Source organism: Paraburkholderia sp. BL9I2N2 (genome assembly GCF_004339745.1).
In the GTDB taxonomy this organism is placed as follows: Bacteria; Pseudomonadota; Gammaproteobacteria; order Burkholderiales; family Burkholderiaceae; genus Paraburkholderia.
Genome location: NZ_SMGP01000001.1, coordinates 4,318,119 through 4,340,795, shown reverse-complemented (window position 1 = coordinate 4,340,795; position 22,677 = coordinate 4,318,119). Strand labels below are relative to the sequence as shown.

The following is a 22,677-nucleotide window of genomic DNA, read 5'->3' as shown; positions in this document are numbered from 1 at the left end:
CTCACTCGATCTTGAACCGAACACGTCGAAGCGGGAGTGGTGCCATGACGGATTTGTCCAGCGGTAGCGAGCAGTTGAAGTCGTTGAATGCGCAGCGTGTTGAAAGCGCGGAGCAGGCGGACGCCGATCCGCAGGAAACCGCCGAGTGGCTGGAAGCGCTCGACGCGGTCGTCGCGCATGTCGGCCGCGACCGCGCGCAGTTTCTGTTCGACAAACTTGCGAGCCATGCGCTTTCGCTGGGTGTTGAATCGGCGCGCACCAACGTCACGCCGTACCAGAACACGATCCCGTTCGAGCAACAGCCGCGCTATCCGGGCAATCTCGAACTCGAAGAACGGCTCGCCGCCGCGCTGCGCTGGAATGCGCTCGCGATGGTGGTGCGCGCGAACCAGGCCTACGGCGAACTCGGCGGGCATATTGCGAGTTACGCGTCGGCGGCGGATCTGTTCGAGGTCGGCTTCAACCATTTTTTTCGCGCGGCCGCACCTGGCGGGGAAGAGGGCACGGGCGACCTCGTGTACTTCCAGCCGCATTCGTCGCCGGGTGTTTATGCGCGGGCTTACCTCGAAGGCTTTCTCTCGGAGGAAAACCTCCAGCACTACCGTCGCGAGATCGGCGGACCGGGCTTGTGCTCGTATCCGCATCCGTGGCTGATGCCGGACTTCTGGCAGTTCCCGACTGGCTCGATGGGCATCGGCCCGATCAACGCGATTTATCAAGCGCGTTTCATGCGCTACCTGGCCAATCGCGGCCTCGTGCAAACAGAAGGCCGCAAGGTGTGGGGCTTTTTCGGCGACGGCGAAATGGACGAGCCGGAATCGACCGGCGCGCTTTCGCTGGCCGCGCGCGAGGGGCTCGACAACCTCGTGTTCGTGATCAACTGCAATCTGCAGCGGCTCGACGGTCCGGTGCGCAGCAACGGCCGCATCATCGATGAACTGGAAGCGCACTTCATCGGCGCCGGCTGGAATGTGATCAAAGTAGTGTGGGGCTCGGACTGGGACGCGCTGTTTTCGCGCGATCGCACCGGCGCCTTGCTGCGCGCGTTCGCGCATACCGTGGACGGTCAGTTCCAGACCTTCTCGGCGAACGACGGCGCCTATAACCGCGAACGCTTCTTCGGCCAGAATCCGGAGCTTGCCGCGCTCGCCGCCCAATTGAGCGATGACGACATCGACCGCCTGCGCCGCGGCGGCCACGACGTGCGCAAACTGCACGCGGCCTACGCGAAGGCGCTCGACCATCGCGGCCAGCCGACGGTGATTCTCGCGAAGACGATGAAGGGCTTCGGCATGGGCACCTCGGGCCAGGGCCGCATGACCACGCATCAGCAAAAGAAACTTGGCTTCGACGACCTCAAGGCGTTTCGCGATCGCTTCCGCTTGCCGCTCACGGACGAGGACGTCGAACAGGTGAAGTTCTACAAACCCGCGGAAGAGAGCCCGGAAATGCAATACCTGCATGCACGCCGGGCGGCTCTCGGAGGCTATCTGCCCAGAAGGCGGAGAGTTGCATCGAAGGGGCTGACCGTCCCGCCGGTGTCCTCCTGGGGCCAATTCGCGCTGGACGCGAATGGCCGCGACATGTCCACGACAATGGCGCTGGTCCGCATGCTGACCGCGTTGCTCAAGGACGGGGAAGTGGGCCCGCGCGTGGTGCCGATCGTCGCCGACGAGGCGCGCACCTTCGGCATGGCGAACATGTTCCGCCAGGTCGGTATCTATTCGCCGCTCGGGCAGTTGTACGAGCCGGAAGATCTCGGCTCGATGCTTTACTACCGTGAGGATACGAAAGGCCAGATTCTGGAAGAGGGCATTTCGGAAGCCGGCGCGGTGTCGTCATGGATCGCGGCGGCGACGTCGTACAGCGTGCACGATCTGCCGATGCTGCCGTTCTACATCTACTACTCGATGTTCGGCTTCCAGCGCATCGGTGATCTGATCTGGGCTGCGGCGGATCAACGTGCGCGCGGCTTCCTGATCGGCGCGACGTCGGGCAAGACGACGCTCGGCGGCGAGGGGTTGCAGCATCAGGACGGCTCGAGCCATCTGGCGGCATCGACGATTCCGAACTGCCGCGCTTACGACCCGGCGTTCGCGTACGAGGTTGCCGCGATCGTCGACGAGGGTATGCGGGAGATGGTCGAGCAGCAGCGCGACGTGTTCTATTACGTCACGGTGATGAACGAGAACTACGCGCAGCCTTCGGTGCCGGGCGGCGACTTGCCGGCGTTGCGCGAAGGCATTCTGAAGGGCATTTATCCGCTGGCGGCGCAAGCTCAGGGGCAGGAGAGCACGCAAGCTCGGGTGCAATTGCTCGGCGCGGGTGCGATTCTCGGTGAAGTCATTGCGGCTCAGCAGATGTTGAAGGACGACTGGCGCATCGACGCTGCAGTGTGGAGCGTGACGAGCTTCACCGAGTTGCAGCGCGACGGCATGGCGGCAGAACGGCTCGCGCGTCTTGGCGAAGCGACTTCGGCGCCGTACGTCACGCACGCGCTCGAAGCGTCGCAAGGCCCGGTCATCGCCGCCACGGATTATGTTCGTGCCGTGCCCGAACTGATTCGCGCATACGTGCCACGCCGTTATGTGACGCTCGGTACCGACGGTTTCGGACGCAGTGACACGCGTCAGGCGCTGCGTGAATTCTTCGAAGTGGACCGCAAGGCGATCGTGATCGCCGCGCTGAAGGCGCTGGCCGACGAGGGCGCCATCGACGCAAGCGTGCTTGTTGAAGCACGCAGCAAGTACCTCGGCGACGCAGCGGTCGGCGCGGCGTCCTGGCAATGCTAGAAAGCGCATGCGTTAGAAACCGACTAACGCACTGCTACGGCTATCGCTGCAAGTGAAAACGCGCCCTGCAAAGGGCGCGCTTTCATTGCACGGTAGTAGAACCGCATCCGCAACGATCAATCGCTGACCGCCACCTGATTCTTCCCATCCCGCTTCGCTCGATACAAGCCGACGTCAGCCGCTTCGATCAGCTTCGTCACCGGCTCGGCGGCCGAAGGCACGAGCGTCGCCGCGCCGATGCTGATCGTCACGCCGCCGGTCGCGGAGCCCGCATGCGGAATCGCCAGCCCTTCGATTGCAATGCGGATCTTTTCCGCGAGCAGACGCAAGCCGCCCGCCGACGTGCCCGGCACCACCACCGCGAACTCTTCGCCACCGAAGCGCGCCGCGAGATCGGCCGAGCGCCCGAGGCACGACTCGACGGTTTGCGCGACCCGCTTGAGCACTTCGTCGCCGGCGACGTGCCCGTAGGTATCGTTGTACGCCTTGAAGTTATCCACATCGATCATCAGAAAGCCGAGGCCGGTCTTGTCGCGCGTGCTGCGACGCCATTCGGCGGCCAGATATTGATCGAGGTAGCGGCGATTCGACAGGCCCGTCAGGCCGTCCGAATGCGTGAGTCGCTGCAACTCCAGATTCGTCGCGAGCAATTGCTGCTGCGATTGACGCAGCGCCTTATAGGCCTCGTCGCGTTGAATCAGGTTCAGATACGAGCGCGAGTGATAGCGGATGCGCGCGATCAACTCGATGCGGTCCGGCAGCTTCACCAGATAATCGTTGGCACCGGCGGCGAAGGCCGCGCTTTTCACGAGCGGCTCTTCCTTGGTCGACAGCACGATGATCGGAATGTCGCGCGTCGCCGGATTCTGCCTATATTGGCGCACGAGGGTGAGACCGTCCGTGCCCGGCATCACGAGGTCTTGAAGGATCACCGTCGCACGCGTTTCCGCAGCGCAGCGCAGTGCGTCTTCAGGCGACGCGCAGTAGTGAAAGTCGACGCTCGCTTCGTCGGCCAGCGCCTGGCGAATCGCCTCGGCGATGATCGCCTGGTCGTCGACCAGCAACACCATGATCGGGCACTCCGCCGCGGGCGGATTGCCGAGGATGCGCGCCAAAGCGTCATCGATCGCGAGATTGGGAGCGTCCGCCGCGTCCGACGCGAAGTCCTGCGCGGCGGTGTCCTGATGCGGTTTAGGAGTGTCCATGTTGTTCAGCCAGAATGAATGTGAGTGAATCGAAGCGGCTCATAGGCGGCGAGTGAGCGGCTAGCGCGAGTTGACCGCCGTCGCAAGTGCGGCGGCGATGCGCGGCAATGGCAGGATCGCGGCGGCGGCGTCGAGCGCCGCGGCCGCTTTCGGCATGCCATACACGGCGCTGGTCGCCTCGTCCTGCGCGATCGTGTGATAGCCCTTAGTGCGCATCGCCTTGAGGCCGATCGCGCCGTCGCGGCCCATGCCGGTGAGCAGCACGCCGACCGCGCGCGCCGGCCAGCGCGCCACCACGCTGTGAAAAAACACGTCGACGGAAGGCCGGTAAGGCGTCTCTTCCGGCACGGGCGTGTAGCCGAGCACGTTGGGCAATTTCAGATGCAGATGATCGTCGGTGGCGGCGAGCAACGCGACGCCCGCTTGCGGCCGGTCGCCTTCGCGGGCGATTCGCACGGGCAACGCCGATTGCTGGTTCAGCCAGTCCGCCATGCCGGCGGCGAACGCCGCATCGACGTGCTGCACGATGACGATGGCCGCCGCAAAATCCTTCGGCAAACCGGCGAGCAGCGTGGCAAGTGCCGCCGGTCCGCCCGCCGATGCGCCGATCGCCACTAGCGGCGTGTCGCGGTTCGTCAAGCAGGCGGGCGTTGCCGCGGCCGCCGTGCCGGGCGCATTGCGTTCCTTGACGAGCGCCGCGATGCGGTCGATCTTCGTGATCAGCGTGCCGATACTCTTGTGCGCATCGGGACCGTTCAGCGAGGGCGTATCGACGGCGTCGAGCGCGCCCGCCCCCATCGCTTCGTAAACGCGCCACGCGTTCGCGCCCACATCGACGGTAACGATCAGGATCGCGCAGGGCGCGCGCGCCATGATGCGGCGCGTGGCCTCGATCCCGTCGACGTTCGGCATCACCAGATCCATCAGCACGATGTCGGGCCGTTGCGCGGTGCAGAAATCGACCGCCTGCTGGCCGTCCTGCGCGATCCACAGCACCTCGAAGTCGTGGCGCGCCGCGAGCGCTCGACGCAGCGCCTCCACGGCGAGCGGCATGTCGTTGACGATTCCGATTTTCATCCGTTTTACCCGTAGGTTTAACCGTAAGCTTCGCCGATCAGATCGCGCACCGCATCGAGCAGTGCTTCGTCATGAAAACCGCCTTTCGCCAGATAGTAGTCCGCGCCCGCGTTTAGCCCGGCGCGGCGGTCCTCTTCACGATCCTTGTACGACACGATCATCACCGGCAGCGACTGCAACTGCGGATCGCGTTTGATGAGCGTGACCAGCTCGATACCGTCCATGCGCGGCATGTCGATATCGGTGATGACGAGGTCGAAGCGCTCGCCGCGCACGGCGTTCCAGCCGTCCATGCCGTCGACGGCGATCGTCACGTCATAACCGCGCGTGGCCAGCAGCTTGCGTTCGAGTTCGCGCACGGTGAGCGAATCGTCGACCACCAGCACGCGGCGCGTGGCGCGCTGAGCCGCGTGCGCGACGCCATGTTGCGTATGCTTGAGATCGCCGCCCGCAACGAGCCTTTCGACGGAGCGCAGCCAGTCGTCGACGTCGGCGATCAGCACCGGATCGCCGTTCTCCATCAGCGCGCCGGCGGTGATGTTGCGGATTTTGCCGAGACGAGGATCGAGCGGTTGCACCACCAGCATCCGCTCGCCGAGAAAACGGTCGACCACCACGCCGTAGGTTTGCGGGCCGTCGCCGATCACGATCATGCTGACGGTGCCGCTTTCATCCGCGGGCGGCGCGGTGTCGAGAATCTGATGCGCAGTGACCACGCCGATGCGCCGGCCGGAAAACGCGATGTGCTGATGACCTTCGAGCAATTCGATCTCGGCGCGGCTCACGTGCAGCGTGCGGTTCACATGCGCGAGCGGCACCGCGTATGGCTCGCCCGCGACTTCGACCAACAGACTGCGGATCACCGAGAGCGTCAGCGGCAACTGCAATTGCACGCGCGTGCCGAGGCCGGGTTCGTGCGTGATTCGCACCGTGCCGCGCACGCGTTTGACGACGTCGTGCACCGCGTCGAGTCCGACGCCGCGGCCCGAGACCTCGGTCACCTGATCGCGTAGCGAGAAGCCCGGCAGGAACAGGAATTCGAGCAGCTCGCCTTCGGACAGACGCGCGGCCGTTTCGTCGCTCGCGAGTTTCTTGCGGACGATCGACGCGCGCAAGGCGTCGAGGTCGACGCCCGCGCCGTCGTCGGAAACGGTGATGAGCAGCGCGCCGGCTGTGTGACGGGCGTCGAGCGTGAGCGTGCCTTCTTCCGGCTTGCCGTGCGCGAGGCGCACGGCGGGTGTTTCGATGCCGTGGTCGAGCGCGTTGCGCAGCATATGGCCAAGCGGCGCTTCGAGCAGATCGAGAATGTCGCGGTCCACCTGAGTCGATTCGCCGACCAACTGCCAACGCACCTTCTTGCCGAGCGAACGCGCGACGTCGCGCACCATTCGCGCGAGTCCGCCGGTGCCGTCGCCGAATGGGCGCATGCGGCATTGCAGGGCGGCGTCGTAGAGTTGCTGCGACAGATGGGTCGAGCGACGGTCGAAGCTTTCCAGATCGGCGAGACGTTCGGCCAGCAGATGCTGCGATTCGGCGGTGAGGCGGCGAACTTCTTCAAGCGCGGCTTGCGCGCGCGGATCGAGCTTGAGGTCGGCGAGCGTTTCGTGCAGTTGATCCAGCGCGCGAGTGCTGTCGCGTTGGACGCGCTTGACGCGCAGCATCGATTGCGCGAAAGGTTTTAGCCAGCGCGATTCGACCAACGATTCGCCGGATAGCGACAGCAGGCGGTCGAGGTTGTCGGCGCGCACGCGCAGCATGCGGCCGGGTTCGGTGGTTGTGGTGCTTGTGCCTCGCGCGCTGTTCGACGCGGGTGTCGTGGCAGGCGTACCGTCCGGTGTGGGCGGTGGCGCGGTGGAGGCCGGTGTCGCTTCGGCGCGCAGCGCATCGGCTAGCAGATTGAATGCGGCGTCCGGGTCTGCGTCTGCGTCCGAACTTGAGCCCGAAGGTATCGTGGCGACTGAGGCTGTTGGCGGTTCGGCGGCAGTGCTGCGCGCGGGTTCAAGCGGCGCGGCTGCCGGCGGCGCCACATCCCGCCGCACCGCCACGCTATGCGGCACCACGCCCGCCATACGCGCCTGCAACGACGCGACACATGTGCCGACCGCGTCACGCGCCGACTCGTCTTCATCATTGCCGATGCGCGCGACGATATCCACCCCGCGCAGCAACTCGTCGATCCATGCGGCGTCGAGCAACGCACGCTCTTCCTGCGCGGCGACGAAGCAATCTTCCATGGCATGCGCGAGTTCGACACCGACCTGCACGCCGACAATACGCGCCGCGCCCTTCAACGAATGCGCGGCCCGCATGCAGGCCTCGAGCGCGCCGGCATCGCGCGGTGCACGGTCGAGCGCGAGCAGGCCGTCATTGAGCACGCGCGCCTGGGTCCGCGCTTCTTCGCGGAACAGATCGATCAGCGACGGGCGGCGTGGATCGTCCGTCATCCGAGACTCCGGTTCAAGGTATCGAAGAGTGCGTCGGCGTCGAGCAGGCCGACGCTCATGCCGCGCCACGGCGCGACTGCGCGCGTATGCGCGGCCGCCGCTTGCGAAAGCGTGGCGGGCGGCAAGCAAAAACTTGCCGTCGCAATCCGGTGCACGCCGTCGACCTGATCCACCGGGAACACCGCGTGTTCTTCAGCGCGCGAGACCACCAGCAAACGCGGCAGATCGTGACGCGCGCGATCGTCGCGTGCGGCGGCGTCGGCTTCGAAACCGAGTAGGTGCGCGAGCGACAGACACACCAGCAACTCGCCTTGCACATTCACCACGCCCAGCACCGCGCGATGCTGCCGATGCGGCAACGTATGAATCGGCCGCGTCTGCACGATGCGTTTGAAGATCGGCGTGGGCAGCGCCAGCCATTCGTCGCCGATGCGAAAGACGAGGAACGATTCGCTCGCGCCTTGCACATTCTGCTGCGATTGCACCGGCGCGCGCAGGTCGTGCTGCGAGAGATCCACCGACGGGATCGGCCGTTCGAGCAGTTTGGCCGCGGCCGTTTCGAACACCGGACAATTCAGGCAGCGCACGTATTCGACAAGACGCTCGCATGACGAATCGCCGCGCACGCCGATGCGGTTCCAGCAATCGTCGAAGGTCACCGTCTGCGCTTCAGCCACGTTGCGCCCCTTGCGCGCGCGACACGCGTTGCATTAGCAGGCGTGCGCCGTCGCGATCGCCTTCGAGTTCGAGCAACGTCGCGAGATGCGCGAGCGCTTCCGCATGCTGAGGGTCGAGATACAGCGCCTTGCGATACTGGCTGCGTGCGAGGTTCGCATCACCGTTGGCATCGGCCAGGACGCCGAGCAGATAAAACGCATCGGCGTGCGGGGCGTGGTGTTCCAGATAGGCGTTGATCGCCGTGGCGGCTTCCGCGAGACGGCCGGCGTCGGCTAGCGCGTGCGCGGCCTTCAATGTGTCGCGTGCTGCGTTGACCGCCGGCGACAGCGGGTTGTGTGCCGGCGGCGGAGCGGGCGTCGACGTCTCGCGCATGTACGGCGCGACGCTGTAACGCGGCGTGAACGGCGTCACACCATTGAACGGCGTGCGCGCAACCGGATCGGGCCACGCAAAAGGCTGCGCGGAAAACACGTGTGGCGGAGCAAGCGCCGGCACCTGTGAACGCGTCATCGCGAGCGCGGCAGCAGTGGCGAGCGGCGCAGTGTGCCAGCTATTCAACTGCGCTTGCTCGGGCGCGCCGCGATGAAACGCGAACGCCAGTGGGATCTTCGCGGACTGCATGCCGTAACGCATCAGCAGCCCGGTTTCCGCGGGGCCGACGAACAGCGTGCCGTTTTCGGCGAGCACGCTATTGAGCGCCTGCAAGGCTTTTTGCTGCGCCTCGCGGTCGAAGTAAATCAGCACGTTGCGGCAGAACACGAAGTCGTAGACGCCAAGCGACGATGCATCGAGCTGCATCAGATTGGCGCGCGAAAAACGCACTGCGTCGACGACGCGCGGCGCGAGACGCCAGCCGTCTTCGGTGCGCGTGAAGTGCGCGTCGCGAAACGGAAACGCATTGCCGCGAAACGAATTGCGTCCGTAGACAGCGCGTTGCGCGACGGCGAGCGAACGGTCGCTGATATCCATTGCGTCGATGCGCAACTGCGCGGCGTCGATGCCTGAGTCGAGCAGCGTCATCGCGATCGTGTACGGTTCTTCGCCGGTCGAGCAGGGCAGGCTCAGGACGCGTAGCGGCAATGCGTTACCGCGCTCGGCGAGACGCGCATGCGCGAGCCGCGCGAGTGTCTTGAACGCGTCGGCGTCGCGGTAGAACCAGGTTTCCGGCACGACGACCGTTTCGATCAGCGCCTGCACCATCGAAGGCGAACATTGCGCGGCTTCCCAATAGTCGGCGAGCGTGGCCTCGGCGTGACCGTCCGCACACCACGCCGCCACGCGCTGGTCGACCGCGCGCTCGATCGCACTATGGCCGAGCGATGCCGCATCGAGCCCGATGGTCCGATGCAACAGTTCCGCAAAGCGTCGGTAGAGCGGCGCGTTGTCGTGCTGCGCGTTCATGCGTGCGCCTCGGGAAAGAGGAGCGCTTTGACGTCGTCGGGCAGCAGATGCTCGACGCGGATCCACTGCACGAGGCCACCCGCTTCACTCGCGACCGGGCCGAGATAACGCGCGTGCGGCATGTCGAGACCGGCATCCTGAAACGCCGCCGCGTCCAGACGAATGGTGCGCGTTGCGCCTTCGAGCAGCAGCGCGAGCAAGCGCGTCGTACCCGCATGCAGATAGCGCACCAGCACGATGCGCGTCGACATCAGTTGCGCGGCGGGACGGCCGAGCGCGAGCGCCGGCAGATCGATCAGCGGCAGCGGCGCGCCTTCGTGATCGAGCACGCCCGCCACCCACGACGGCGCGCCGGGGATCGTCTTCGGCGGCGACTGCGGCGTGAGCGGCATCAGACGCTCCACCTGCGTCGCGTCGATCACATACCGTTCGCTATCGAGCGTGAAGAGGATGAAGAGCATCGACGTGTGCGTGGGCGGTGGAAGGGTGTGCGAGTGTCGGCTTCGATCAGCGCGCCGTGGCGCGTCAGGCCGTCACCTTGAAGCGCGACACGCCCGTGCGCAGACTGTTGGCGACGTGCGTCAGATCGTCGATCGCCTGGGTCGACTGACGCAGCGATTCCGCCGTCTGCTGGGCGGCCTCCGAGAGCTGCGTCAGCGCCTGGGTGATCTGCTCGGCGCCGGTGGCCTGCGTCTGCATGCCTTCGTTGACCATCGAGAAGCGCGGCGCGAGTTGCTGCACCTGCTGGATGATCTGCGTGAGATGACCGCCGACGTTCTGCACGTCGAGCATGCCACGCCGCACTTCTTCGGAGAACTTGTCCATGCCCATCACGCCGGCGGCCACTGCGGACTGGATCTCCTTGACCATCTGTTCGATGTCGTAAGTCGCCACGGCGGTCTGATCGGCGAGGCGGCGGATCTCCGTTGCCACGACCGCGAAGCCGCGGCCGTATTCGCCGGCTTTCTCCGCTTCGATCGCCGCGTTCAGCGAGAGCAGGTTGGTCTGGTCCGCGACCTTGGTGATGGTGGCGACGACCTGGTTGATGTTGCTGGCCTTCTCGTTGAGGATTGCGAGCTTCGCGTTGACCGAGCCGGCCGCTTCCATTACGAGACGCATGGTTTCTTCCATGCGTGCGAGACCGGCGTGGCCGGTGCCCGCGAGCGCCGCCGACTGGCCGGCCACTTCCGAGACTTCGTTCATGGTGCGCAGCAGGTCGCGCGAGGTCGCGAAGATTTCACGCGAGGTCGCGCCGATCTCGGTGGTGGTGGCGGCGGTTTCGTTCGCGGTGGCTTGCTGCTCGCGTGAGGTCGCGGCGATTTCCGTCACCGATGTCGTCACCTGTACCGCCGATTTTTGCGCCTGGCCGACCAGCGCGGTGAGTTCATCGGTCATACGGTTAAAGCCCGCTTCGAGCGCGCCGATTTCGTCGGCGCGATTCAGTTGCAGGCGCTGGGTCAGGTCGCCCGTGCGCATCACGTCGACGACTTGCAGCACTTTGGCCATCGGCGTGGTGACGGCGCGCAACAGCCAGTAGCCGGCTAGCACGGCGACGACGACGGCGATCAGCAGCATCACCAGCATCACGATGCCGGTCGTCTCGACCGAGTTGCGGATGCTTTCAGCGGCCTGGTCGGCATAGCTCTTGTTGTCGTCGACCAGCTTGCGCACGGAGAGGCGGCCGGTTTCCCAGAGCGGCGTAAGTTGCGTGTTGAAGATGCGCTCGGCGTTGTCTTTCGATGCCGGCAGGTTGTCCAGCACCGAAGCCTGGATCGGCAGGTACTGCGCCTGTTGCTGGCGGAAATCGTTGAAGACCTCACGATCGACGTCGCGGACGATGGTCACGCCGTAGTCGTTGATAAGCTTCTGAAGCGTTTGCTGGGTTTCCTGCAAACGTGCGGTGTCGCGCTTGACGGAATTGGCGTCCGCGTCGACGTAGATGAGGCGTTGCGTGACGCTGTAATTCTCGAACCAGGCCGCGCGCATCGCGGTCGCGTAGTAGAGGCCGGGCATCGAGTCCTGCTGCTGGCTCTTCGCGTCGCGATCGATGCCGCCAAGCTGCTGGAAGGTGACGATTGCCATTGCCAGCATCACGATCAGCACGATCCCGAAGCTGCACAGAATCCGTTGCCGGATGGTCCATTGTTTCACGCGCACGCCCCTTACTTTTTTCGCTTGTCTCGACCCGTGTTGTCGACGTGGTCCGATCCTGCGATCGACGGGCCGGAGAGCTTGGCGAGTTGCCGGATTTATCCGACAGGTTATGCGGCGGATTTTACATTGATCGGTGGAATGGGGTAGCGGGTATCAGGCTGGATTCGGTGGAGGTGCCAGTGGTAGCGCTTGCGCGCGCATTGCCCTGCAACGCCGCGTGCCGCGTTACATGGGTAATGTCCGGTTACCACTTGCAGCATCTATTTCTGCGCGCGCCAGCCACAATCTGTTCCATGCCTGAACGGCGGGGAGTCAAACATGAAAAAGATCGCAGTGGCGTTGGTGATGGTGGGAAGTCTGAGCGTGGCGGGTCAAGCGTCGGCGCACGGTAATGGCGGAGATGTCGTCGGTGCGCTGATCGGCGGCGCCGTGCTCGGGGCGGTGGTGACCTCGGCGCTGAATCCAGCGCCGGTGGTGGCTTACCAGCAGCCTGTGTACGCGCAGCCGGCGTATCAGCCCGCGCCGGTCTATGCGCAAGCGCCGCCGGGATACTGCTATGACCAATACCAACGTGCCTATGTGGCGTGCGGTGCGCCGCCGCAGCAGCAATACGGGTATCCGCAACCGCAGCCGGGTTGGTAATCAATCGTGGAGCGCGCGCATCTTTGCGCGCGCCACAGGCAAAAAGGCCGTCGTGTTACGCGACGGCCTTTTCATTTCAAATGCGCGACTCAGTGCCTGTGATGCAGCCACTCCGCATAGTGCGTGTCGAGCCAGCGCTCGAGTCTTTGCGGCTTTGTCTTCTGGTGGTAGTGGGACGCGGCCCAGATAGCGACGCCGACCAGCAGCATGACAGCAGGCCCCAGCAGATAAGCGATCAACGATTCAGACATGGGAGCCTCCGTATCGAGTTGCGTCCACCCTACAGTTTAGGCGATGAAACGCGGGAGAAAAGGACCATGTGATGCGATTTTGGCGGATGCTCATCCGTCCGTTATTCCTCACCTTTGAAACCTAGTGAGAAATTGAATTTACTATTTTGAACAATTAGTTGAGTTTGGAGTGAGGGGTTTTGTGTACCATCATAGTCTCTTGTTTCAAGGGCTAGGCACCCGACGCGGCCCGTTCAGGGCGTGCTGGTCGCCGCTCTACGTGCGCCTTCGATCTGCGCGTCCACAAAATCCGCCCATTGCTGCATGCCCCGACGCTCATTCGCGTCATTTTCCGCGCTCGCGTCTTGCTTAATACGCTCGGGCATCTCAGCCGCACCCCGGTCTATTTCGCTCGAAGGCTGCGCGATCTCGCGCAGGTGCGCCGTTGCCGTGCGCCGGAAGTCATGCAGGACGAAATGCTCCACGTCGAGGCCGAGCGCCTTGACTGCCTGATTCAGCGTACTTTTGGCGATCGGCCGATCGTCGCCCCTGACGCTCGGGAATACGAACTTTCGGCTGGCCCGCGCTTGGTAAAGCTCGCGCAGCATGGAGACCGCCTGCTGCGAAAGCGGCACTCGCTGATCACGGTCTTTTTTCAGACGCACAGCGGGAATCGTCCATAGCGCTTTCTCCAGATCGAATTCGGCCCACGTCGATTCGACCAGGTCCGATTTGCGAACCATCGTCAGCACGAGCAAGTGCAGCGCCAATTTCAGAGGCCGACGAATGCTCGATGCGTCGATCGAGCGAAACATGGTGCCGATCTCGTCGCCCGAGAGCACGCGGGTGCGGCTGTCGAACGTGGCGATGGAGCGCGCCGGCACGACCTCGGCCGGGTTGCCGGCCGCGAGTTGCCGGGCGATCAGATACTCGTAGAGACGCTTGACGACATTGCGTGTATGCAGCGCCATTTTCGGCGAACCGCGGCTTTTGATTCTGTCGCATATCGCGACGATGTCGTCGGCGGTGACGGCTTTGATCGGCAGGTGCCCGATGGCGGGTAGAACATCCTTGTCGAGCGCGCGACGCGTAGTGCGCCGGTATTCCTCCGACTTGCCCGCCATTTCCGTTGCGAGATAAAGTTCGGCGGCTTCGCGCAGGACATCGGCTTTGCTTTCCGCGCCGCGGTCGCGCCGCGCCGTGGCGACCGGCGAGATGCCTTGCGCGACCATCTCCGCATATTTCTGTGCTTTGGCCCGCGCGACGCGCAGCGAGATCATCCGGTAGTCGCCGATGGTGGCGAGCGGCTGACGCTTGCCGTTCAACGTGTAGCGGAAGCGCCAGACCTTGGTGCCGGTCGTCATGACTTCGATGACGAGGCCGCTGCCGTCAGCGACGCAATAACGGGTGGCGCGTGGTTCGAGCGCGCGGATCTGGGCTTCGGTGAGGGGGACGGCTAAGCGGGGCATGCTCGGATCGCTGATTGGCGGATAGCGGCGATTTTAAACCCCATGTTGGATGTGTACCAAAGATTTAGCGAATTTTGGGTCAACGCAGCGGGATTCTTTGCTCGCAAATCCGTGCTTTGAATTCCTCAGAAAACCTTTATGGATATGACCTCAGAGCCAATTCCCCAATCCCCGCTCACTTCCCAATACAGAACCTGCTAAAAATCACTCCGAGCAGGTCATCCGAACTAAATTCACCGGTAATCGAATTCAACTGATCCTGCGCGAGCCGCAGTTCCTCGGCGAACAAATCAAGCGCCTGCGAGTTCTGATCGGCGTGCGCTGCCGCAGTCGCCAGATGCTCCTCGGCGGCGCGCAGTGCAATCAGATGCCGCTCGCGCGCCAGATACACGCTTTCCGCGCCCGCTTGCCAGCCGGCGATCCGCAGCAACTCGTCGCGCAACAGCGCAACACCATCGCCCTGTTTCGCCGACAGCCGCACTTCGCTCAGATCGAGATCCGCGTCGAGCGCCTGCGTCGTCGGCGCGAGGCCGGTCAGGTCCGTCTTGTTCAACACGCGCACCACCGGCACACCGCCCGGAAAACGCCCGGCGATCGCCTCGTCTTCAGCCGTCATGCCGGTGCGCGCATCGAGCAGATGCAGCACCACATCCGCGCGCTCGATTTCGCTCCACGTGCGCGCAATGCCGATCTTTTCGACTTCGTCCTCGGTATCGCGCAGGCCGGCTGTGTCGATCACGTGCAGCGGAATGCCTTCTATCTGAATCGTCTGCGCAACCTTATCGCGCGTTGTGCCGGCGATCGGCGTGACGATGGCCAACTCCGCGCCGGCCAGCGCGTTTAGCAGCGACGACTTTCCGACGTTCGGCTGCCCGGCCAGCACCACCGAGAGTCCTTCGCGCAACAACGCGCCTTGCCGTGCCTCGCTCAGCACGTGCGCGAGACGCTCGCGTATGCGCGTGAGCTTGCCGCGAGCGTCGGCGGCTTCGAGGAAGTCGATTTCTTCTTCGGGGAAGTCGAGCGTCGCTTCGACCAGCATGCGCAGCGTGATCACGTCTTCGACCAGCGCGTGAATGTCGCGCGAGAACGCGCCGTCGAGCGAGCGGCCCGCCGAACGCGCGGCGGCCTCGGTGCTGGCCTCGATCAGATCGGCGACCGCTTCGGCTTGCGCCAGATCCAGCTTGTCGTTGAGGAACGCGCGGCGCGTGAATTCGCCCGGTTCGGCTAGCCGCAAACCGAACGCGCGGCCGGCATCGATGCAACGCTGCAGCACGAGTTGCAGCACCACCGGACCGCCGTGGCCTTGCAGTTCGAGTACGTGTTCGCCGGTGTAGGAATGCGGCGCCGGAAAGTACAGCGCGATGCCGCGATCGAGCGCATTGCCGCTGGCGTCGAGAAACGGGACGTAGCTCGCATGGCGCGGCGCGAGTATCTGGCCGGTGAGCGCCTGAATCAGCGGCTGGGCGGCCGCCTCGCCCGCGCGGCCGAACGAAATCCGCACGACACCGATCCCTCCACGGCCGGGCGCGGTGGCAATGGCGACGATAGGATCGGAATCGGTGGTGAGCATAAAAAGCGTGGCAAACACGGAGAGGAGGGCAGGGCGGCGCCGGCAGCGTGGCGCGAGGCATTGTAACGCGGGCGCATCCGGCGACCGTGTCGCGAGGTTCTGATTGATGGCGGAAGCTGCATTATCCAAGCAGTTGGGATTTATCTCAAACAAGCTAGGATTACTACTGCGCTTCTTCAGAATAAATAGGACGCTGTAGGACGGTGAAATCGCGAACAGGCGCACCAGATAAGGAAAAAACACCAAAAAATACAAATTCCGCCGACGCTTTACCCAAAGCGCACTACAAGCTAAAAGTATCTCAAATACGCTAAAACTAAACTTGCCCGGTTGTCAACTGGTTGGACGTTGAATTGCACAATCCGGCTCATGCCGACCAACAAAGAAAAAGCCGCCTTCGCCAAACGGTTGAAGGACCTGCTGGAGCCGCTCAAGATTCGCGGCGGGACCAAGCTCGCCGAGCAATTCAATCTGCGCTACCGAGGCGAGCGCGAAGTGACGCCGCAAACCGCTCACAAGTGGCTATCCGGTACGACGATCCCCAAGCCCGACAAGTTGCGTACGTTAGCCGAATGGCTGAACGTCAAGGAGCATTGGCTGCACTACGGACCGTCGCCGGGCGTGAACGCGAGGCCGCTGGCGCGTGGCGAGAAATATCCGCCGTCGGCTGAAACGATCGAGCTCGCTTCCAAGATCGAGTCGCTCACGCCGAAAGACCGCTTTCTGGTCGAAGAGATGATCGTGCGTTTTTACGGCGAAGACGCGGAAGAAGAGTAACGGCGGCATCGCGTGAAGCGTTTACCCGCGAGCATGAAAAAAGCCGCCCGGTGTAAACCGGGCGGCTTTTCTTTTGCCGCTGTACCAGCCAGCTTTGGCTGGAATCAGAGCCTGAAGAGAGCGGGCGTTGCCGCCCACCTCTGGCAAAACATCATCAGGCCGCTTTGGCCTTCGCCTGACCCATCATCCGCGTGATGTAGTACTGCTGGGCGATCGACAACACGTTGTTTACGACGTAGTACAGCACCAGACCGGCCGGGAAGAAGAAGAACATGACCGAGAACGCGATCGGCATGAACATCATCATCTTGGCTTGAACCGGGTCCGGCGGCGTCGGGTTCAGCTTGGTCTGCAGGAACATCGAGACGGCCATCAGCACCGGCAGAATGAAGAACGGATCCTGTTGCGACAGATCGTGAATCCACAGAATCCACGGCGCGCCGCGCATTTCCACCGACGACAGCAGCACCCAGTACAGCGAGATGAACACCGGAATCTGGATCACGACCGGCAGACAGCCGCCGAACGGATTGACCTTCTCGGTCTTATACAGCTCCATCAGCGCCGAGTTCATCTTCTGCGGATCGCCCTTGAAGCGTTCGCGCAGCGCCTGCATGCGCGGCGTGATCGCCTTCATGCGCGCCATCGACTTGTAGCTTGCAGCCGACAGCGGGAAGAACACCGCCTTGATCAGCAGCGTGAGGAGCACGATCGACCAGCCCCAGTTGCCGACATAGCTGTGGATCTTCTCGAGCAGCCAGAACAGCGGCTTCGCGATGATCGTCACCCAGCCATAGTCCTTCACCAGTTCCAGACCCGGCGCGATGCCTTCGAGCATGCGCTCTTCTTCCGGACCGGCGAACAGGCGTGCGGACACGTCGACGGTTTGGCCCGGAGCGATGGTCGCCACCGGCTCCTTCACGCCGACGCGATACAGCGTCGGATCGATCTTCTCGACGTAGATGTCGCGCTTCGCCCCTTGCTGCGGAATCCAGGCCGACGCGAAGTAATGCTGGACCATCGCGATCCAGCCGTTATCGGCCGAAGTCGCGTAGTCCTGCTTGTTCTTGTCGATGTCGCCGAACGTCATCTTCTGGAAGTGATGCTGGTCGGTATAGACAGCCGGCCCGATGAACGTGTGCGAGAAGCGCGGCGTTTCCACCGGCTGGTCGTCACGCACCAGTTCCATATAGACCGACGGGCTCACCGGCGTGGTGCCGACGTTCTGGATCTTCGTGTCGACGCCGATCACATAGCTGCCACGCGTGAACGTATAGGTCTTGATGACCTTCACGCCACCCTTCACCGGCGACTCGAAGCTGAGCTGGAACGATTTTTCGTTGCCCGTCAGGTCGTGTTGCTGGTTCGGCAACGGCGTGTAGATGTCGTTGTGGTTCGGAAAATCGCCGCCGAGCAGGCCCGTGCGCGCCAGATACGTGTGGTTCGCGGTGCGGTCGAACAGTGTGATGACGAGATCCGGCTGCTTGCCGTCGCCTTGCTTCACGAGCGACAGCTTCGACAGCGTGCCGCCGCGGGTGTCGATCTCGCCGCTATAGACGTCGGTGCTGAACTTGATCAGTTGCGCTTGCGTCGCCGCCGGCGCGTTGCCCGGTGCGGCTGCGTTCGTTGCCGGCAAATCGGCGGGCTGGGTTCCCGGCGTCGTGGTTCCCGGTGCGGCGCTACCGACGGTCTTGGTCGGCGTGGCGCTCGGGAAGAACATCGACGGGCGTCCGTGGTCGCGTTGCCAGTTGTCGAACAGCATGACCGCTGACATGAAAAAGATGACCCATAGGACGGTGCGTTTGATATCCATGCGTTGTCTCAGTGTCGATGGAACGGCGCGTCAGCGCTTTTCAGAAGTGGGAGGCGGGACGAGATCGATGCCGCCCGCGGAAAACGGGTGGCAGCGGCAAATACGCCTGGCGGCGAGATAAGTCCCGTGCGCGGCGCCATGATACTGGATTGCTTCGCGCGCGTAATCAGAGCAGGAAGGGTAAAAACGGCACCGGTTGCCGAGCATTGGGCTCACGGCAACTTTGTAAAAACGCAGTAAAGCGAAGAGTACCGTTTGCATGGCTGGTGCGGCCGGACGGCGCCGCGCAACGTGGAATACCGGGCGACGCCCGCGCAGCACGGCTGCCAAAGCTGCTTGGGCGGCCTGAACTGCAAAGCGGGCGGTCACTTGAGCGTCATTCCGTCTTGGGCGCTTCCGCGGGCGGCGCCTCACGACGGGTAATTTCGCGCGCTGCCTTGTCGAGCAGCGCCTCGATTTCGCTGCGGCACAGCGCCTTTAACGGCGGCGACGAGGCGCTCGGCAAAGCCTTCTTGTCGAAGCGCGTGTGCAAACGCAGCAGCACATCCCAACCGCCGAATTCCGCGCGACGCAGCCGGAAGGCCTCACGCGCGATTCGACGTACCAGATTACGCGTGGCCGCGCGCGGCGCATACTTCTTGCCGATCACGAGGCCTAAGCGAGCTTCGTTGCCGGTAGGCCGGCCGTACACCACGAAGTGCGCGGTGCGGCGCCACGGGCGCAAACGAAAAACGGATGAAAATTCATCCGTTTTCAGTAGCCTTGCGGCTTTGGGGAAGGCGGCTTGCGCTCGCAACGGAACTGAACCCTGTTGCAGCGCCCCAGCCGTTCCCGCTTCACCGCGGGCGTCGCTACCTGGCACAAACGGAGCGCGCAATCCGCTCGCCTGCCTTAGATGGCGAGGCGCTTGCGGCCCTTCGCGCGACGTGCGTTGATGACCTTGCGGCCACCTGCGGTCTTCATGCGAACGCGGAAGCCGTGGGTGCGCTTGCGACGGGTAACGGAAGGTTGGTAAGTACGTTTCATGTTGCTCTCACTTGATCGACTGATCGAAAATTAACCGCACGATCATCGCTGAAGCGGCAATGGCCGGGCGTTTACAGAATTGGTTTTCGCGGAACCCGCTATTTAAACCGGTTTTTCGTTGACCGTCAATAGTTTAGCCTGGTTGGACCGCGGCCCGCGAGGAGTTCGCCCGATGATCCGTCCCTGTGGATAACTCCCTTGCGGGTCCGTTTTGGCGTTAGAATCTCGCCTTACTTCCCAAAAATCCTGCACGCGGCTCCGGCTCGCTTGTCCCGCAAACCCTTGTGGCACAAGCGCCTGGAGCCATTGCGCCTGGTTAGCCTGGCTGCTCAGGGCCTTGTTGCGCGCGCGCGACAGGGGCAGCGGCGACCGCCGTGCACACCATAACGACAGCAACTCGATGAACGATTTCTGGCAACACTGTTCCGCATTGCTGGAGCGCGAGCTTACGCCCCAGCAGTACGTGACGTGGATCAAACCGTTGGCCCCGGTCGCCTTCGACGCCGCTGCGAACACGCTTAGCATCGCTGCGCCGAACCGTTTCAAGCTCGACTGGGTCAAGAGCCAGTTCTCCGGCCGCATCGCGGATATGGCCCGCGATTTCTGGCAAGCCCCGGTCGATGTCCAATTCGTGCTCGACCCGAAAGCCGGCATGCGCGCTCCCGCAGCAGCCGCGCCGGCACCGGCGCGCCCGGCTTCCGCAGCTGGTTCGATGGGCGGTAGCGCTGGCAGTGGCGCTGCGGTGGACGCGGCTGTCGGCGCCGTGCAAGCGGCGCACGCCGCGCGCGCTGGTGGCGCAAACAGCGCGATGGCCAACCTCAACGCGAACGCACGCGCGGCAGCCGAACACAACGCAAACGCGCGCGCGGCGGCTGAAGATGCCGCCGACCTCGATCTGCCCAGCCTCGACGCGAACGAAGCCGCGGCCGCCCGCCGCACTTGGCGTCCGGGCCAAAGCGCGGGTTCGAACGCGAACAGTGGCGAAAACGACTCGATGTACGAGCGTTCCAAGTTGAACCCCGTTCTGACGTTCGACAATTTCGTGACAGGTAAGGCCAACCAGTTGGCGCGCGCCGCGGCGATTCAGGTCGCCGACAACCCCGGCATCTCATACAACCCGCTGTTCCTGTATGGCGGCGTGGGCCTGGGCAAGACCCACCTGATCCACGCAATCGGCAACCAGCTCCTGATGGACAAGGCCGGCGCGCGGATCCGCTACATCCACGCGGAACAGTACGTGTCCGACGTGGTGAAGGCGTACCAGCGCAAGGCGTTCGACGACTTCAAGCGCTACTACCACTCGCTCGACCTGCTGCTGATCGACGATATTCAATTTTTCTCAGGCAAGTCGCGCACACAAGAGGAATTCTTCTACGCGTTCGAGGCGCTGGTCGCGAACAAGGCGCAGGTGATCATCACCAGCGACACGTATCCGAAGGAAATTTCGGGTATCGACGACCGCCTGATCTCGCGCTTCGACTCTGGCCTGACCGTGGCGATCGAGCCGCCCGAGCTGGAGATGCGCGTCGCGATTCTGATGCGCAAGGCGCAATCCGAGTTCGTGAGCCTGAACGAGGACGTCGCGTTCTTCGTCGCCAAGCACTTGCGTTCGAACGTGCGTGAACTCGAAGGCGCGTTGCGCAAGATCCTCGCGTACTCCAAGTTCCACGGTCGCGAGATCACGATCGAAGTGACGAAAGAAGCGCTGAAAGACCTGCTGACGGTGCAGAACCGGCAGATCTCGGTGGAAAACATCCAGAAGACCACGGCTGACTTCTACAGCATCAAGGTCGCGGACATGTATTCGAAGAAGCGTCCCGCGAACATCGCGCGGCCGCGGCAGATCGCCATGTATCTGGCGAAGGAGCTGACCCAGAAGAGCTTGCCGGAGATTGGCGAGCTGTTCGGCGGGCGCGACCACACCACCGTGCTGCACGCAGTGCGCAAAATTGCCGACGAGCGCAGCAAGGACGCGCAACTGAACCACGAACTGCACGTACTGGAGCAGACGCTGAAGGGCTGAGCGGTCTGTCTGGAAAAAACGACCTGTTTATTTCCAAACTCGCCCCCATTTTAGTGAGGCGGTTCCGTTTTCAGGCACAATACAGGTTTAACCGCCCGGCGGCCGCGGGCGGATTTCACGCCTTGACAGGCGCTGCGTGGCGCCGGCGGGGAGTCGTGGCTGCGCGCGGAAAAGCTTACCTGGCAAGGCGCGCAGGCCGTTATATCAACGAAGGAACTCTATGCAACTGGTCAAGACCGAACGCGATAACCTCCTCAGGCCGCTGCAAACCGTGAGCGGCATCGTCGAACGCCGCCATACGTTGCCGATCCTCGCCAATTTGCTGATTACCAAGAACGGCCCTGATGTGTCGTTCCTGTCGACCGACCTCGAGTTGCAGATCACCACGCGTGCCGATTTCGGCGTGGGCGGCGATTCGGTGGCGACCACGGTGGCAGCAAGAAAGCTCCTCGACATTCTGCGCGCCATGCCCGACGGGCAGGTCACGCTCACGCTGAACGACAAGCGTCTGACCGTGCAATCCGGCAAGAGCCGCTTTGCGCTGCAAACGCTCGCCGCGGACGAATTCCCGACGGTCGCGCAAGCTAAAGACTACGGCGCGAACCTCGTGGTTCCCCAAAAGACGTTCCGCCAGTTGCTCGGCATGGTCCATTTTTCGATGGCCCAGCAGGACATCCGCTATTACCTGAACGGCATGCTGCTGGTCGTGGACGGCGACCAGCTGATGGCGGTCGCAACGGACGGCCACCGTCTGGCGTTCTCGTCCATGAAGATCGAAGGCTCGTTCCAGCGTCAGGAAGTGATCATTCCGCGCAAGACGATTCTGGAACTCCAGCGTTTGCTGGAAGACATCGACGACACGCTGAAGATCGACATCGCGCAGACGCAGGTCAAGTTCACGTTCGGCCAGGTCGAACTGGTGTCGAAGCTGGTGGAAGGCAAATTCCCCGACTTCCAGCGCGTGATTCCGAAGTCGCACAAGAATCAGTTCGTGATCGGCCGTGAAGAACTGCAGCGCTCGCTGCAACGCGCCGCGATTCTGACCTCGGACAAATTCAAGGGCGTGCGCTGCATTATCGAGCCGGGCCAGTTGAAGATCATGTCGACCAATGCCGATCAGGAAGAGGCGCAGGAAGAACTGGAAATCGCATACGACGGCGACAGCGTCGATATCGGGTTCAACGTCACGTATCTGCTCGACGTGCTCGCGAACCTGAAGGTCGACACGTTGCAAGTGAGCCTGGGTGACGCCAGCTCCAGCGCGTTGATCACGATTCCCGAGAACGACGAATTCAAATACGTCGTGATGCCGATGCGCATCTAACGCGTCCAGAAACCAAGAACACACCAAGGGGCGCAGCGCCCCTTTGGCGTTT

At 63.3% G+C, this 22,677-nt stretch carries 19 protein-coding genes; 5 read left to right on the top strand and 14 right to left on the bottom strand.

Going from position 1 to position 22,677, the window contains the following annotated elements; translation table 11 throughout:
- The first annotated feature begins 44 nt into the window (after positions 1-44).
- Positions 45-2,792: an alpha-ketoglutarate dehydrogenase gene (mdeB, locus tag B0G74_RS19800; protein WP_132376470.1), complete on the top strand. Its 2,748-nt coding sequence runs from the start codon at positions 45-47 to the stop codon at positions 2,790-2,792.
- A gap of 116 nt (positions 2,793-2,908) precedes the next feature.
- Here the strand turns inward: mdeB and B0G74_RS19795 are convergent, their stop codons facing one another.
- The 7 genes from B0G74_RS19795 to B0G74_RS19765 form a co-directional block, all read right to left on the bottom strand.
- Positions 2,909-3,997: a diguanylate cyclase gene (locus B0G74_RS19795; RefSeq protein ID WP_132376469.1), complete on the bottom strand. Its 1,089-nt coding sequence runs from the start codon at positions 3,995-3,997 to the stop codon at positions 2,909-2,911.
- A gap of 60 nt (positions 3,998-4,057) precedes the next feature.
- The gene (locus B0G74_RS19790) at positions 4,058-5,074 is read right to left on the bottom strand and encodes a chemotaxis response regulator protein-glutamate methylesterase (RefSeq protein ID WP_132376468.1); all 1,017 of its coding nucleotides are present in this window, start codon (positions 5,072-5,074) and stop codon (positions 4,058-4,060) included.
- A gap of 17 nt (positions 5,075-5,091) precedes the next feature.
- Positions 5,092-7,518 (bottom strand): hybrid sensor histidine kinase/response regulator, encoded by a 2,427-nt coding sequence (locus B0G74_RS19785; protein ID WP_132376467.1) that lies wholly within the window; start codon positions 7,516-7,518, stop codon positions 5,092-5,094.
- Positions 7,515-8,195 (bottom strand): chemotaxis protein CheW, encoded by a 681-nt coding sequence (locus tag B0G74_RS19780; RefSeq protein ID WP_132376466.1) that lies wholly within the window; start codon positions 8,193-8,195, stop codon positions 7,515-7,517. Before B0G74_RS19780 ends, B0G74_RS19785 begins: the two co-directional genes overlap by 4 nt.
- Positions 8,188-9,597, bottom strand: coding sequence for a CheR family methyltransferase (locus tag B0G74_RS19775; protein WP_132376465.1), 1,410 nt, complete (start codon positions 9,595-9,597; stop codon positions 8,188-8,190). The genes B0G74_RS19780 and B0G74_RS19775 overlap by 8 nt, the downstream gene beginning before the upstream one ends.
- Positions 9,594-10,058 carry a chemotaxis protein CheW gene (locus B0G74_RS19770; RefSeq protein ID WP_132376464.1) on the bottom strand — a complete coding sequence of 155 codons (465 nt, stop codon included), beginning with the start codon at positions 10,056-10,058 and terminating at the stop codon, positions 9,594-9,596. Before B0G74_RS19770 ends, B0G74_RS19775 begins: the two co-directional genes overlap by 4 nt.
- A 64-nt stretch (positions 10,059-10,122) precedes the next feature.
- Entirely contained in the window at positions 10,123-11,748 is a 1,626-nt protein-coding gene (locus tag B0G74_RS19765; RefSeq protein WP_132376463.1) for a methyl-accepting chemotaxis protein, read from the bottom strand.
- Positions 11,749-12,069: 321 nt separating this feature from the next.
- On the opposite strand from B0G74_RS19765, the gene B0G74_RS19760 reads away from it, so the two are divergent.
- Positions 12,070-12,393, top strand: coding sequence for an ecotin precursor (locus B0G74_RS19760; protein ID WP_132376462.1), 324 nt, complete (start codon positions 12,070-12,072; stop codon positions 12,391-12,393).
- Between the two features lie 89 nt (positions 12,394-12,482).
- Here B0G74_RS19760 and B0G74_RS45825 read toward each other — a convergent pair whose 3' ends face one another.
- The 3 genes from B0G74_RS45825 to mnmE all read right to left on the bottom strand — a co-directional run bounded on the left by B0G74_RS45825 (position 12,483) and on the right by mnmE (position 15,662).
- Positions 12,483-12,644: a hypothetical protein gene (locus B0G74_RS45825; RefSeq protein ID WP_012434883.1), complete on the bottom strand. Its 162-nt coding sequence runs from the start codon at positions 12,642-12,644 to the stop codon at positions 12,483-12,485.
- A 233-nt stretch (positions 12,645-12,877) separates the two neighbouring features.
- The gene (locus B0G74_RS19755; protein ID WP_132376461.1) at positions 12,878-14,092 is read right to left on the bottom strand and encodes an integrase arm-type DNA-binding domain-containing protein; all 1,215 of its coding nucleotides are present in this window, start codon (positions 14,090-14,092) and stop codon (positions 12,878-12,880) included.
- 175 nt (positions 14,093-14,267) lie between these two features.
- Positions 14,268-15,662 (bottom strand): tRNA uridine-5-carboxymethylaminomethyl(34) synthesis GTPase MnmE, encoded by a 1,395-nt coding sequence (gene mnmE / locus B0G74_RS19750; RefSeq protein ID WP_132376460.1) that lies wholly within the window; start codon positions 15,660-15,662, stop codon positions 14,268-14,270.
- Between the two features lie 369 nt (positions 15,663-16,031).
- Here mnmE and B0G74_RS19745 point away from each other — a divergent pair, with 369 nt between their 5' ends.
- A complete protein-coding gene (locus B0G74_RS19745; RefSeq protein WP_012434886.1) occupies positions 16,032-16,439 on the top strand; it encodes a transcriptional regulator in 408 nt (135 codons plus the stop codon).
- Between the two features lie 154 nt (positions 16,440-16,593).
- Here B0G74_RS19745 and yidC read toward each other — a convergent pair whose 3' ends face one another.
- From yidC to rpmH, 4 genes are all read right to left on the bottom strand, one after another.
- The gene (gene yidC / locus B0G74_RS19740; protein ID WP_132376459.1) at positions 16,594-18,252 is read right to left on the bottom strand and encodes a membrane protein insertase YidC; all 1,659 of its coding nucleotides are present in this window, start codon (positions 18,250-18,252) and stop codon (positions 16,594-16,596) included.
- A 30-nt stretch (positions 18,253-18,282) separates the two neighbouring features.
- Positions 18,283-18,513, bottom strand: a complete 231-nt coding sequence (gene yidD / locus B0G74_RS19735; protein WP_132377012.1) for a membrane protein insertion efficiency factor YidD — start codon at positions 18,511-18,513, stop codon at positions 18,283-18,285.
- Positions 18,514-18,628: 115 nt separating this feature from the next.
- Positions 18,629-19,114: a ribonuclease P protein component gene (locus tag B0G74_RS19730; RefSeq protein ID WP_132377011.1), complete on the bottom strand. Its 486-nt coding sequence runs from the start codon at positions 19,112-19,114 to the stop codon at positions 18,629-18,631.
- A gap of 29 nt (positions 19,115-19,143) precedes the next feature.
- Positions 19,144-19,278, bottom strand: a complete 135-nt coding sequence (gene rpmH, locus B0G74_RS19725; RefSeq protein ID WP_004198824.1) for a 50S ribosomal protein L34 — start codon at positions 19,276-19,278, stop codon at positions 19,144-19,146.
- Positions 19,279-19,678: 400 nt separating this feature from the next.
- Here rpmH and dnaA point away from each other — a divergent pair, with 400 nt between their 5' ends.
- Both dnaA and dnaN read left to right on the top strand, forming a co-directional pair.
- Complete coding sequence (gene dnaA, locus B0G74_RS19720) at positions 19,679-21,301, top strand: chromosomal replication initiator protein DnaA (protein ID WP_243658232.1); 1,623 nt, start codon at positions 19,679-19,681, stop codon at positions 21,299-21,301.
- Between the two features lie 220 nt (positions 21,302-21,521).
- Positions 21,522-22,625: a DNA polymerase III subunit beta gene (dnaN, locus tag B0G74_RS19715; protein ID WP_007180118.1), complete on the top strand. Its 1,104-nt coding sequence runs from the start codon at positions 21,522-21,524 to the stop codon at positions 22,623-22,625.
- Positions 22,626-22,677: the final 52 nt, after the last annotated feature.